Source organism: Buttiauxella sp. S19-1, from assembly GCF_022134725.1.
Taxonomy (GTDB): Bacteria; Pseudomonadota; Gammaproteobacteria; order Enterobacterales; family Enterobacteriaceae; genus Buttiauxella; species Buttiauxella ferragutiae.
Map to the genome: position 1 here is coordinate 15483 of NZ_JAHWLU010000057.1, position 14133 is coordinate 29615.

Genomic DNA, 14133 nt, shown 5'->3' on the forward strand with positions numbered 1-14133 from the left:
TTTCTCCCTCACACTTTGGCAACGAAAGGTCGGCCAAGCAGCCCCTGAGGACGGAAAATGAGGATCACCACCAGCAATCCAAACGAGAACACATCTTTGTAATCGGAATTCACCATGCCCGAGAACTGCGCCTCGGCAATACCAAGAATTAACCCACCAAGCATCGCGCCAGGCAACGAACCAATCCCGCCCAGCACTGCCGCCGTGAACGCTTTGATGCCAATAATAAAACCGGCGTAGAAATCAAAAGTACCGTAGTTCATGGTGATCAACACACCCGCCAGCCCCGCCATCGCCGCACCAATCACAAACACCAGCGAGATAATGCGGTCGGTATTAATCCCCAGAATCGAAGCCATTTTGCGGTCTTGCTGAACCGCACGGCACATGCGTCCCAGCCTGGTATTACCAATTATCCAGGTAAGCAGCAACATGCCAGCAAACGAAGCAATCAGGATGAACACTTTGGTATAAGTGATTTGCACAAAACCATCGCCAATATGCAAACGGAGCACGCCATCAAGCATGGTGGGAATGCCCTGCTGGCGCGGCCCCTGGCTGATTTGTGCATAGTTTTGCAGAATCAACGACATGCCAATGGCGGAGATCAGCGGCGCTAAACGCGTCGAGTTGCGCAGCGGTTTATAGGCGATGCGCTCAATGGTCCAGCCATACACACCCGTCACCACAATGGTAAACACCAGCGTGCCGAGGATCAGTAACGGGAATGATTGCAGGCCGAAGAACGACAGTAGCGCCAGGCCGATGGCGCACAGATAAGCGGAGATCATATACACTTCGCCGTGCGCGAAGTTAATCATGCCGATAATGCCGTAAACCATGGTGTAGCCAATGGCTATCAACCCGTAGACGGAACCTAGCGTTAAGCCATTAATCAACTGTTGCAGGAAGAATGCGTCCATAGATAGGCAATCTCTTTTAGGGCGGCGGACAAACTTCTTTTGTAGGTCGGGTAAGCGGAGCGTCACCCGACACTTTCACCTGCAATCACAGGCGTAAATGGTGGATGACGCTACCGCTTATCCCCCCTACAAACCCCAATAGCGTATTGTTGTCCAGCGAACCTTATTGGACTTCTTTGTATTTGCCTTTGTCGTCCCATTCATAAACGACATAGTCCGACACCTTCAGGTCGCCTTTGCTATCCCAGGCTTTTTTGCCCATCACAGTATCCACCGGATTAGCTTTCAGCCAGGCGCTGGCTTTAGCCGAATCGGTGCCACCAGTGGCTTTAAATGCCGCAGCGATAGCCTGCACAGAGGCGTAGGAATAGAGGGTGTAGCCTTCTGGCTCAAATTTGTTAGCGCGGAATTTATCGATAACCGCTTTGCCGTCGGCAATTAAACGCGGATCTTTGCCGAAGGTCATATAGATGCCGTTGGTGTATTGCGGTCCGCCTGCCGCGGTAACCATCTCTTCGTTGACGATACAGTCGCCGGAGAAGAATTTAGCCTGCACGCCCTGCTCACGCATCTGGCGTACCAGTGGCCCCGCTTCCGGATGGCAACCGCCGAAGAACACCACGTCAGGTTTTTGTGCACTGATTTTGGTCACCAGCGCATTAAAGTCTTTTTCGCCGCGCGACAACCCTTCGTACATCACATCGTTGACGCCGCGTTTCGCCAGCGCTGCTTTGGTGGCATCCGCCAGCCCCTGCCCGTAGGTATCTTTGTCATGAATGATCACCACACGCTTGGCTTTAAGCTTGTCGATAATAAAATCGCTGGCGACCTGCCCTTGCTGGTCATCACGCCCACACATGCGGAACAGATCATTCATGTTTCGTTCAGTGATAATTGGGTTAGTCGACCCAGGGGTGATAGTCAGAATACCGGCGTCGTTATACACCTCGGAGGCCGGTACGGTAGATGAAGAACAAAAATGCCCGACCACAGCATTCACTTTATCCTGATCCACCAGACGGTTAGCAACTGACACTGCCTGTTTTGGTTCACAAGCATCATCACCCTGCACCAGCTTGATTTTTTCGCCGTTGATGCCACCGGCGGCGTTAATATCTTCCGCGGCTTGCGTCGCGCCATGCCAGTACTGATCACCATAAGTCGCGTTCGGCCCGGTAAATGGCCCAGCAACACCAATCACAATATCGGCGTGGGCGGAAAACGCCGTCACCAGACAACCAGCCAACACAAGAGAAAGAGGACTTCTGATAAATTTCAGCGACATTTGTATGTTCCTTAGCAAATCAGCAAAGAGGTTTATGCAAAACGGTGTAAGAGCCATTTTCAAAAGCAAAAACGCGAACAAAATACAAACTGCTTTTCCCTGTGATTAATCACGGCCTTGAACATTAAGCAAAATGGTTGCCAGAATTGTTAACCAAATGTCAATGTTTCGACATATGTCAGTATAGAGTGCGCTGGTAAGGCGCTCGGCACAACGCGATGAAATTACAGCGGGGATCACATCTGCTTAACAATAAAGCAAATAAGTGATGAACGAAGCGGCTTTGCACCAATAAAGAACTTACATAATGAAGGGATGCTGTTAGTTCAACCCAGACCAGGACAATTCGTGTTAAAACTCAACAAGTTGACTATAAAAAGAGCAAACAAAAAAGTTTTGCGCGAACCCTTTGACATGCCACGAGCTAATCGTTAATATGCGCCCCGTTAACCGATTCCTCTGTAGTTCAGTCGGTAGAACGGCGGACTGTTAATCCGTATGTCACTGGTTCGAGTCCAGTCAGAGGAGCCAAATTCGAAAGCCCGCTTAAGGAAACTTAAGCGGGCTTTTATGTTTTTACTTTTCGCGTCTCGAATTCCCGCGCCTGCCCTTATCCCAGTATTTAAAACTACCCGGTTTTTCCGGATACCATGCTAATCGGCACCGGCATCCCGGAACGGCGGGATAACGCGGCACTGACTGTGGCGGCATCCACGTCGTAACCTTCGGTCATATTGCGCAGTGCCGGGGTGATAGGCAGTGGGACTTTATTGTCAGATTCAAACTCCGCACGGTTGCGGGACAACGGCTCATGCACTTCCAGCCAACGCCGCCCGTCTGGCTCGACGGTTGCTTTCACCGGCTGGTCAATAAACTGCACGCGCGTCCCCACCGGCACGTTATCGAACAAATATTTTATGTCGTCTTTACGCAGACGGATGCACCCCTGGCTGACGCGCAGGCCAATACCAAAGTTGGCGTTAGTGCCGTGGATAGCGTACAGCTTGCCGATGTAAATCGCGTAAAGCCCCATCGGGTTTTCCTCACCTGGTGGCACGTACGCTGGCAAGGTTTTACCCTCTTTCGCGTACTCGCGCCGGGTATTCGCCGTTGGTGTCCAGCCCGGAGCTTCTTGCTTACGCTCCACCCTCGTCACCCAGTTACGCGGCGTTTCGCGCCCAGCCTGGCCAATACCAATAGGTAGGATTTCCACCGTGTTGCTCTCCGGTGGGTAGTAGTAAAGCCGCATTTCGGCGACGTTAATCACAATGCCCTGGCGTACGGTGTCCGGCAAAATCACCTGCTGTGGAATGATCAACTGGATACCCGCTTTTGGCAGGAACGGATCGACACCTGGGTTGGCTTCCAGCATATTGCTGAAACCTTGCCCGTACTGCGCGGCATAATACTCCAGCGGCTGGGTATTCCCTTGCGGAACGCTAATGGTTAACGGCGCACCGACCAGGCGGCTACCCTCGGGTGGTAGCGGATAGCTGACTGCCAGAGCGCTACTGCTAACGGAGGCAAGCACCAGGGCCAGCCAGGATAATCGAATCATCATTTCCCTGTTCTCAAACATGATATAGATAAGCTAAATATAACCCTCCGTTGAGTTTTTTGTGAGGAAAGTCTTACAAAATGATAAGCGGGAGTCAGTCGGAAATTTTGGGCAGTGAGATGGTAAAGCGAGTTGAAACCGCATCTGAAGCCACGCTAATTTTACCCTGGTGGACGGTAATAATAGATTTTACAATGGCCAGGCCAATCCCACTGCCCTCACTTTTTCTTTGCCTTGACGGGTCAACGCGATAAAAGCGATCAAACAATCGGTTGAGATGCTCTTCAGGTATAGGTGTTCCTGGGTTTTCAATAATCAGGTCAACCCATCTTTCGCGTTCATTAATATGCGCGGTGACTGTCATGTTGCCGGGAGTATAGCGAATCGCATTGGAGACAAGATTATTAATCACCCGGCGCAGCATCAGTGGGTCACCTTTGACTCTGGAAGCATCGCCGTTAATGGCAAGGCGGACGCCGCGCTCCTCAGCCCAGGCATCAAAAAACTCGAAGACTTTGCTGGTTTCATCCCTGAGGTCGAGCGTCACTTGTTCAGGAATGAGTTGGTTATTATCCGCCTGAGCCAGGAAGAGCATGTCGCTGGTCATCTTCGCCATGCGATTATATTCTTCGAGGTTAGAGTAAAGAACCTCTTTCAACTCATCATTACTTCTTGATTGGCTTAATAAAATTTCCGTCTGCGTCACCAGGTTGGTAATCGGCGTGCGTATTTCATGGGCGATGTCCGCAGAAAAATTAGCCTGGCGGATAAACACATCTTCTATCCGTTCAAGCATATGATTAAAAGAAATAACCAGTTGTTCAAGCTCAATCGGCACCCGGTCTGGCTCCAGTCTGACATCTAAGTTCTCAGAAGAAATGTCTTTTATTTTCATGCTGACATTTCTTAATGGCTGGTGCCCTTTATAAACTGCAAATAAAACAATGAGAACAATCAAAACACTGATTGCCAGGGCAATATAAATAAGGTCCACCTTTAGCGTATCAATGTAATGCTGGTGGTAGTCAAAGGACATTGCCGTCAATAAAATATAAGGCGCCTCATGGGTATTTTCAGATGTTTTAATGGGTGTTTCTATAATTCGGTAAATGGTGTTTTTATTCGCCATAGTAGAGTGTTTTTCATTTTCACTCATTTTCCCGGACCACAATAGTACCTTTCCTGCACCCGGATATTGTGAGGGAAGAATAGCACTCAGGTCGGCACCTTTAGACGAATGATAAAGAATATTATTATTCCCGTCACGAAGCAAAGCCGTAATATTCTGGTAACTGGTCAGGATGTCACTGAGCTTTTCTATTTTCTGCGCTTCACTTTTTTTCGGTTCTTTGATGATATTTTCCAGCACTGAACTGATTTGTTTCAGATCATAAACATCCCGCTCAGAAAAATGTTGTTCTACTGAATTTATCATCACCCAGGTAAAGATCAGAAAAGCGAGAATAGTCGAAAGACTAATAAATAAGGTCAACCTGACTGCCAGAGATAAAGGTCGACGTTTCGCGCTAATCTTCATCAGGCACCTCAAGAACATACCCGACACCGCGAACGGTCTGGATTAATTTAGGTTCAAAATCGTTATCAATTTTGGCGCGTAACCGCTTCACCGCAACATCAATGGCATTGGTATCACTGTCAAAATTCATGTCCCAAACCTGGGAGGCGATAAGAGAGCGCGGCAGGACTTCGCCCTGGTGGCGCAGAAAGAACTCCAGTAGTGTGAATTCTTTGCTGGTCAGCGTGATACGGCTTGCGCCACGGGTCACTTTCCTGGAAACCAAAAAAAGTGTCAGGTCGGCCACCTGAAACTGGCTTTCGGCGATTACTGTCGAGCCACGGCGTAACAGCGTCCTGACGCGAGCCAACAGCTCTGCAAAAGCAAAAGGTTTTACCAGGTAGTCATCCGCGCCCAGCTCAAGACCTTTCACACGATGCTCAATGGTGCCTAAGGCGCTAAGCAGCAGGACCGGCATCCCTTTCTTCGCGGCCCGCAGCATGCGGACGATTTCCCAGCCATTCACGTCAGGAAGCATGATATCCAGTACCACCAGGTCGTAATCACCGGTCATCGCCAGATGGTAACCCGTCAAACCATTGTCTGCGAGATCAACGACGAAACCGGCCTCTTTCAAACCTTTGCACAGATATTCACCGGTTTTGGCCTCATCTTCGACGACTAATATTTTCACAACCTCTCCTCCCTTTCAGTGTGGTGGTGCCATTCTAGTGGGCAACAGGGCGAGATCAATGAGATAAGCGCAAAATGACAGCTTTGTCATTATCCTGTCACTCACCCAACAGAGTCGCTCCCGTAAAGTGTCTGCAGAATTTATCAGCCTGATGTAACCGGCTTGCAGGGACGAGAAGTGACATGTTCAAACTTAAGCTTTTAACACTGAGTACGTTATTCATTCTGACAGGGTGTATTTCGCTGGCACCCGATTATCAGCGCCCTGAAACGCCAGTCCCGCAGCGTTTCTCACTCTCGAAAAATGCACTGGTTCCGGCAACGGCCGGTTATCAGGACACCGGCTGGCGTAACTTCTTTGCCGATCCGCAGGCCATCAGGCTTATCGATACCGCACTGCAAAACAACCGAGATCTGCGGATGGCGGCGTTAAAAGTTCAGGAAGCCCGTGCGCAATACAATGTCACGGACGCCGACAGATACCCGCAGCTCAACGCCTCGGCAGAAACTACCTACAGTGGCGGGTTAAAAAGTGACAGTTCCACTGACCAAAAATATGAAGCAGGTATGGCCCTTAGCTTTGAACTGGATTTCTTCGGCAAACTGAAAAACATGAGTGATGCCGACCGGCAAAAATTCTTTGCCAGTGAGGAAGCACAGCGGGCAGTGCATATTCTGCTGATTTCTAATGTTTCGCAGAGCTATTTCAACCAGCGACTGGCGGCTGAGCAATTGAATATTGCCCGAGAAACACTCCAGAATTACCAGCAATCTTATGCCTTTGTGGAAAAACAGCTTATCACCGGCAGTACTAACTTACTGGCGTTAGAACAATCTCGTGGCTTGATTGAAAGTACCCGTGCAGAAATCGCCAAAAGAGAAGGTGAACTGGCACAAGCGAACAATGCACTGCAACTGGTACTGGGAACTTATACCGCTCAACCTGATGACCAAATCCACAGCGACAAAGATATTAATCCGGTACAGCTTCCGCCGAATTTATCTTCTGAGATCTTGCTGCAAAGGCCCGATATTCTGGAAGCCGAACATCTGTTAAAAGCCTCCGATGCCGATATTGGTGCCGCCAGGGCCGCATTCTTCCCTTCTATTTCATTGACGGGTGGGGTTTCAGGCAGCAGTACCGAGCTTTCAAGCCTGTTTAATCCTGCCAGTGGGATGTGGAATTTCGTCCCGAAAATTGAAATTCCTATTTTCAATGCCGGGCGTAATAGTGCCAACCTTGAACTGGCAAAAATTCGCCAGCAGCAGTCTGTTGTCAATTACGAGCAAAAAATTCAGACCGCTTTTAAAGAAGTTGCTGATGCTCTTGCGCTGCGTGAAACCATCAGCCAACAAATTACGGCACAGCAACGTTATCTTGCCTCACTGCAAATCACGCTACAACGTGCCAAAGGGTTATATTCCAGCGGTGCCGTGAGTTATATCGAGGTACTCGATGCAGAGCGTTCACTATTTTCAACACAGCAATCATTACTCGACCTGAGATATTCTCAACAAGTTAATGAAATCACCTTGTTTACGGCTCTGGGTGGCGGCTGGACTCAATAATTATTTTCGTTTTGATATCAGAGGAATCATTAATATGCGTTCAATTAAAATTGCTTTATTTGGCATTTTCTCAGTTGCTATGGTTGCCGGAGTTCAGGCAGCAGAATCGCCCCAAAGCGATGCGGTTGCCACCCTTACCGCCGCACAACAGCAAGTGATTACGGCCAAGGGTGTCATCAAAGATATTGATACTAAAAACAAGAAAATTACGATTGCACATGAGGCTATTCCGGCAGTCAGTTGGCCAGCAATGACCATGCGATTTACCTTCAGCGAATTAGACGCCAATATTAAATCACTGAAAGCTGGGAATAATGTAAATTTTAGTTTTATTCAGCAAGGTAATACTTCTCTGCTTCAGGAAATTAAGGCTAATTAGTGAGGTTCACTTCAAAATGGTGGATGACGCTATCGCTTATCCACCCTACAAATCCCGCTTGCCATTTTATTTATCAGGAAGAAATATGGCTTCTTTAAAAATAAAAAATACTGCGCTTATTATCAGCAGTCTGATCGTCGGAGGGATAATATCCGTTGCTGCTTACCGCTATTTTGCTTCTGTCCCTAAAATGGCCACGCAATCGACCGAGCGTAAGGTGCTTTTTTGGTATGACCCAATGAAACCCGATACCAGGTTTGATAAGCCCGGGAAGTCGCCCTTTATGGATATGGATCTGGTGCCGAAATATGCCGATGAAGGTAGCAGCGAAAATAATCAGGGCATTCGTATCGATCCGGCACAAGTGCAAAATCTGGGGCTGAAAACTGAAAAAGTCCAAATGGGGCGCTTGACCTATTCCCAGACGATTCCCGCCAATGTCAGTTTTAACGAATACCAGTTTGTTATTGTACAAGCGCGTTCAGAGGGGTTTATTGAAAAAGTTTATCCGCTGACGATTGGCGATAAAGTAAAAAAAGGCACCCCGCTGGTGGATATTACGATCCCTGAATGGGTCGAGGCGCAGAGCGAATATCTATTACTGTCTGAAACCGGTGGCTCCGCGACACAACTCAAAGGTGTGCTCGAACGTCTTCGTCTGGCGGGGATGTCTGAAGAAGATATTCAGCGCTTACGCAGCACGCGTTCTATTCAGACCCGCTTCACGATTAAAGCGCCGATTGATGGCGTGATCACCGCGTTTGATCTGAGAACCGGGATGAACATTTCAAAAGATAAAGTGGTTGCCCAGATTCAGGGCATGGACCCGGTGTGGATTAGCGCCGCCGTCCCCGAATCTATCGTGTATCTGCTCAAAGAGTCCTCCCAGTTTGAGATTTCTGTCCCGGCATACCCTGGCAAAACTTTCACCATCGAAAAATGGTTAATCCTGCCGAGCCTCGACCCGGTTACGCGAACCCTTCAAGTGCGCCTGCAAGTCGATAATAAAGATGAGCAACTGAAACCCGGTATGAACGCCTACCTGAAGCTCAATACCCAAAGCCCGGAAATGTTGCTGATTCCTTCGCAGGCGGTTATCGACAATGGCCGTGAACAACGGGTGATTACCGTTGATCATGCAGGCCAGTTTGTGCCGAAGCAAATCAAAGTACTGCATGAATCCCAAAACCAGACGGGGATTGAATCAGGCCTGAGTGAAGGGGAATCCGTTGTTGTCGGTGGTCTGTTCCTGATTGACTCGGAAGCCAATATTAGCGGAGCGCTGGATCGTATGCGTCAGAGCAATGCTTCCGCCAACGCGCATCCAGAAAAGTAAGGAGACGAAGATGATTGAATGGATTATCAGGCGCTCTGTGGCTAACCGCTTTCTGATAATGATGGCGGCCTTGTTCCTGAGCATTTGGGGAACCTGGACCATTATCAACACGCCGGTAGACGCCTTACCTGACCTCTCGGATGTTCAGGTGATTATTAAGACCAGCTACCCAGGCCAGGCGCCTGAGATTGTTGAAAACCAGGTGACTTACCCGCTGACGACCACCATGCTTTCAGTGCCTGGCGCCAAAACGGTGCGCGGTTTCTCGCAGTTTGGTGACTCATACGTCTACGTGATTTTCGAAGATGGCACCGATCTGTACTGGGCGCGTTCGCGGGTCATGGAGTACCTCAACCAGGTGCAAGCTAAGTTGCCTGCGGGCGTTAACACCGAGATTGGCCCTGATGCGACCGGCGTGGGCTGGGTGTTTGAGTACGCGCTGGTTGACCGCAGCGGTAAACATGATCTCGCCGAATTACGTTCACTTCAGGACTGGTTCCTGAAATATGAGTTAAAAACCATTCCTAATGTCGCGGAAGTGGCCTCGGTGGGCGGCGTGGTTAAGCAGTACCAAATCCAGATCAACCCGATGAAGCTGGCGCAATATGGCGTGACGCTGGGCGAGGTGAAAAATGCGCTTGGCTCTTCTAATCAGGAAGCGGGCGGTTCGTCCGTTGAGATGTCCGAAGCGGAGTACATGGTTCGTGCCAGTGGTTATCTGCAAAATATTGATGACTTCAATAATATCGTGCTGAAAACCGCCGAAAACGGCGTGCCGGTTTATTTAAGGGATGTAGCACGTGTGCAGATTGGGCCAGAAATGCGCCGTGGCATTGCCGAGCTTAATGGTCAGGGAGAAGTTGCCGGAGGCGTGGTGCTGTTGCGCTCCGGAAAGAATGCGCGCGATGTTATTGCCGCGGTTAAAGACAAACTTGAGGTGCTGAAAAAAAGCCTGCCGGAAGGCGTGGAAGTGGTGACGACATATGACCGTAGCCAGTTGATTGACCGTTCAATTGAAAACCTCAGCCATAAATTGCTGGAAGAATTTATCGTTGTCGCCGTGGTTTGCGCCCTGTTCCTCTGGCACTTGCGTTCCGCGCTGGTCGCTATTATTTCGCTCCCGCTCGGGCTGTGTATCGCCTTTATCATCATGCATTTTCAGGGGCTAAACGCCAACATGATGTCGCTGGGCGGCATTGCGATTGCGGTGGGGGCAATGGTGGATGCCGCCATTGTGATGATAGAAAACGCGCATAAACGGCTTGAGGACTGGGGGCATAACCACACGGGGAAAAGTATTGATAACGAAACGCGCTGGAAAGTGATTACCGATGCCTCTGTTGAAGTTGGCCCTGCCCTGTTTATCAGCCTGCTGATCATCACCCTGTCGTTCATTCCGATTTTTACTCTGGAAGGGCAAGAAGGACGTTTATTCGGGCCTCTGGCTTTTACCAAAACCTACGCGATGGCCGGTTCCGCGTTGCTGGCAATTATGGTCATTCCTATTCTGATGGGTTTTTGGATCAGAGGGAAAATCCCTGCGGAAAACAGTAATCCACTGAACCGCATGCTGATAAAGATGTATCACCCGTTTTTGCTCAAAGTCCTGCAACGGCCAAAATTAACGCTGCTGGTGGCGGTGTTATCAATAATTACCGTGATATGGCCGCTCAGCAAAGTAGGCGGTGAATTCCTGCCGAAAATTAACGAAGGCGATTTACTGTATATGCCTTCAACGCTGCCCGGTGTCTCTCCGGGCCAGGCAGCGCAAATCCTGCAAACCACCGATAAACTGATTAAAACCGTGCCGGAAGTGGCTTCGGTGTTTGGTAAATCTGGCAAAGCAGAAACGGCAACCGATTCCGCCCCGCTGGAAATGGTGGAAACCACCATTCAACTGAAGCCGCAGGATCAGTGGCGACCAGGGATGACCGTCGACAAAATCATTGAAGAGCTGGATGCCACGGTGCGCTTACCGGGGCTGGCGAATCTCTGGGTTCAGCCGATTCGCAACCGCATTGATATGTTGTCTACCGGCATCAAAAGCCCGATCGGTATCAAAGTCTCCGGCACCGATCTTACCGACCTGGATGAAACTGCACGGCGTATTGAAGTAGTTGCCAGAACGGTTCCTGGTGTGACTTCGGCACTGGCCGACCGCCTGGAAGGTGGGCGCTATATTGATGTGAAAATCAACCGCGAAAAAGCTTCGCGCTATGGTATGACCGTGGGCGACGTTCAGCTGTTTATCTCCTCTGCCATCGGCGGTGCCACGGTGGGTGAAACGGTGGAAGGTGTGGCACGCTATCCAATCAACATTCGTTACCCGCAAGGCTTGCGCGATAGCCCGGAAACACTAAAACAATTGCCAATCCTCACGCCAATGAAGCAGCAAATCACGCTCGGTGATGTGGCCGACGTCAGCGTCCTCTCTGGCCCGTCGATGCTCAAAACCGAGAACGCGCGCCCGACCAACTGGATTTACATTGATGCGCGCGGGCGTGACATGGTGTCGATTGTCGACGATCTGAAAAAGGTAATTGATGAAAAGGTGAAACTTAAACCGGGCACCAGCGTGTCGTATTCCGGGCAGTTTGAATTACTGGAACACGCCAACAAGAAACTGAAACTGATGGTGCCAATGACCCTCGTGATTATCTTTGTGTTGTTGTATCTGGCCTTCCGCCGCTTTGATGAAGCGTTACTGATTCTGATGAGCCTACCGTTCGCTTTAGTGGGCGGTATTTGGTTCCTGTACTGGCAAGGGTTCCATATGTCAGTCGCCACCGGTACCGGTTTTATCGCCCTCGCTGGGGTTTCCGCGGAGTTTGGCGTGGTGATGCTGATGTACTTGCGCCAGGCTATTGAAGCGAATCCGCAACTCGCGCGCCCGGAAACGTTCACCAGCGAAGGGCTTGATGATGCGCTTTACCACGGCGCGGTGTTGCGCGTCCGGCCAAAAGCGATGACGGTGGCAGTGATTATTGCTGGCCTGTTACCTATTTTGTGGGGAACCGGAGCGGGGTCAGAAGTGATGAGCCGAATTGCTGCGCCAATGATCGGCGGGATGATTACCGCACCGTTGTTATCGATGTTTATCATTCCTGCAGCCTACAAATTAATCTGGCTACGCCGACACAAAAGCTAACTGACTAAACGGCTCCCGGCTCCGGGAGCCAAATTCGCCAGTCAGTTTAAAATTGGTTATCATCCGCACCCACTCTTCATCCGGGTAGCCTGATGTCTACGATTATCGATACCTTTATTGCCCCGCCGTGCCATGACACGATCGAAAATCTCTATCAGGACGATCACCTGGTCATTATCAATAAACCCAGCGGGCTGCTCAGCCTGTCGGGGAAAAATCCGCAAAATCTCGATTCGGTGCATCATCGGCTGGTACAGATATTCGCAGGCTGCACCCTGGTACACCGCCTGGATTTCGGAACTTCCGGGCTGATGGTGATTGCCCGCAATAAAGCGATAAATGCCGCCCTTTGCCAACAATTCAGCCAGCGCACAGTGACCAAAGTTTACAGTGCGCTGCTGTGTGGGCATGTGGAGCACAACGAAGGAATGATAGACGCAGCGATTGCCAAAGACCCGGCGCTGTTCCCGCTGATGTCAATTTGCGCAATCCACGGCAAGCCAGCTCGCTCTTTCTATCAGGTCGTTGAGCGCTTTTATCATGAACTGGCAGACGGGACGTTACTGCCGTTGACGCGGGTACAGCTCACCCCCGAAACCGGGCGTACTCATCAACTCCGCATCCACTGCCAGCAATTGGGCCACCCTATTTTGGGTTGCGACCTGTATGGTGGCCGCCTGCTGCCAGGCACAGAACAAACACCTCGGCTAATGCTGCACGCCAGTGAGCTGCATTTTGTTCATCCCATTAGCGGGGAGTTGATCAAAGCCCATCACGCCAGCCCGTTCTAAAAGGGAAAGCTGATGGTATAGCGCAGCAGAACTTTTCGTATGGTTTGATTGATGAAATAGATGATTTCATCGTTTTATTTACTCGCTGAATATATCCGCCAGCAAAAGCGGAGAAAAAGTATTATGCTTCACTGAATGATTAAGAACTGTCTGCTTGATCATTCCGACAAATCATTCCCCGGATAAATTTGTGTCGTTCAGCACACGTTTCCTGGTAGTTATGTCAGAGATGAAATTATATTCACCCCAAGTGTATTTTGTGCGCTTGTCGGGATTGATTTGTCACGATGCAGGTTGGCTGCATTATCGCGATATACTGGAATCTGGTAACTTATGGTTATTAATTTGTCCCGTCCTGCCTCGCTAACACCTAAAGCATTTCGCCATGATGTCAATGGGCTGCGAGCCTGGTCAGTATTAGCAGTCGTATTTTATCACTTTGGTATACCTGGATTTGGCGGCGGTTTTGCCGGGGTTGATGTATTTTTTGTCATCTCTGGATTCTTGATGACGGCCATCATCATAAACGGGCTGGAACTCGGGAAATTTTCACTGTGGGCTTTTTATCTGGCGCGAGCCCGACGGATTATTCCGGCTTTAATAGTGTTATGCGTGGTGTTGCTCATTATTGGCTGGTTATGGTTGCCCACGGCAGATTATCGCGTACTGGCGGCCAATGCTGTAACGGCGTTAACCTTTGTCTCCAATCTAAAGTTCTGGCGTGAAGCGGGTTATTTCGATATTGCTTCCCACGAAAATTGGTTGCTACACACCTGGTCACTCTCGCTGGAGTGGCAATTTTATATTTTGCTGCCACTGGGCTGCATATTAATTTGGCGTTGGTTTGGTCGTCGTGGAGTTAAGTTTGCGCTGATTGCCGCAGGAGTGTTGTCGCTGGCGCTCTCGTTTTACGCCAGCCCACGGTTACCCGGGAG

Annotated in this window: 11 protein-coding genes and 1 tRNA gene; 7 read left to right on the forward strand and 5 right to left on the reverse strand. The window is 49.8% G+C overall.

All coding sequences use genetic code 11. The features are described from left to right. Positions 1–8: 8 nt before the first annotated feature. Together MES37_RS13780 and MES37_RS13785 are read right to left on the reverse strand one after the other, a co-directional pair. Positions 9–923, reverse strand: a complete 915-nt coding sequence (locus tag MES37_RS13780) for an ABC transporter permease subunit (RefSeq protein ID WP_064545417.1) — start codon at positions 921–923, stop codon at positions 9–11. A gap of 163 nt (positions 924–1086) precedes the next feature. Then, on the reverse strand, positions 1087–2208 hold the full coding sequence (locus MES37_RS13785; protein WP_064545415.1) for a branched-chain amino acid ABC transporter substrate-binding protein: 1122 nt from the start codon (positions 2206–2208) through the stop codon (positions 1087–1089). Positions 2209–2663: 455 nt separating this feature from the next. Between MES37_RS13785 and MES37_RS13790 the strand changes: the two genes are divergently transcribed. Further along, positions 2664–2739, forward strand: a tRNA-Asn gene (locus MES37_RS13790). Positions 2740–2836: 97 nt separating this feature from the next. Here MES37_RS13790 and ldtA read toward each other — a convergent pair. From ldtA to MES37_RS13805, 3 genes are all read right to left on the reverse strand, one after another. Next, on the reverse strand, positions 2837–3766 hold the full coding sequence (ldtA, locus tag MES37_RS13795) for a L,D-transpeptidase (RefSeq protein WP_237931760.1): 930 nt from the start codon (positions 3764–3766) through the stop codon (positions 2837–2839). A 94-nt stretch (positions 3767–3860) separates the two neighbouring features. Further along, a complete protein-coding gene (locus MES37_RS13800) occupies positions 3861–5303 on the reverse strand; it encodes a Cu(+)/Ag(+) sensor histidine kinase (RefSeq protein WP_237931754.1) in 1443 nt (480 codons plus the stop codon). Beyond that, a complete protein-coding gene (locus MES37_RS13805; protein WP_064545410.1) occupies positions 5293–5976 on the reverse strand; it encodes a copper/silver response regulator transcription factor in 684 nt (227 codons plus the stop codon). Before MES37_RS13805 ends, MES37_RS13800 begins: the two co-directional genes overlap by 11 nt. A 182-nt stretch (positions 5977–6158) precedes the next feature. Between MES37_RS13805 and MES37_RS13810 the strand changes: the two genes are divergently transcribed. The 6 genes from MES37_RS13810 to MES37_RS13835 form a co-directional block, all read left to right on the forward strand. Then, on the forward strand, positions 6159–7544 hold the full coding sequence (locus MES37_RS13810) for an efflux transporter outer membrane subunit (protein ID WP_133521829.1): 1386 nt from the start codon (positions 6159–6161) through the stop codon (positions 7542–7544). Between the two features lie 34 nt (positions 7545–7578). Continuing rightward, positions 7579–7923, forward strand: a complete 345-nt coding sequence (cusF, locus tag MES37_RS13815; RefSeq protein WP_133521830.1) for a cation efflux system protein CusF — start codon at positions 7579–7581, stop codon at positions 7921–7923. 85 nt (positions 7924–8008) lie between these two features. Next, positions 8009–9259, forward strand: a complete 1251-nt coding sequence (locus MES37_RS13820) for an efflux RND transporter periplasmic adaptor subunit (protein WP_121815370.1) — start codon at positions 8009–8011, stop codon at positions 9257–9259. 10 nt (positions 9260–9269) lie between these two features. Continuing rightward, complete coding sequence (locus MES37_RS13825; RefSeq protein ID WP_237931756.1) at positions 9270–12407, forward strand: CusA/CzcA family heavy metal efflux RND transporter; 3138 nt, start codon at positions 9270–9272, stop codon at positions 12405–12407. Between the two features lie 92 nt (positions 12408–12499). Continuing rightward, positions 12500–13198 carry an RluA family pseudouridine synthase gene (locus MES37_RS13830; protein WP_133521833.1) on the forward strand — a complete coding sequence of 233 codons (699 nt, stop codon included), beginning with the start codon at positions 12500–12502 and terminating at the stop codon, positions 13196–13198. A 333-nt stretch (positions 13199–13531) separates the two neighbouring features. Beyond that, the coding region (locus MES37_RS13835) for an acyltransferase family protein (protein ID WP_237931758.1) at positions 13532–14133 on the forward strand (602 nt) is incomplete at its 3' end.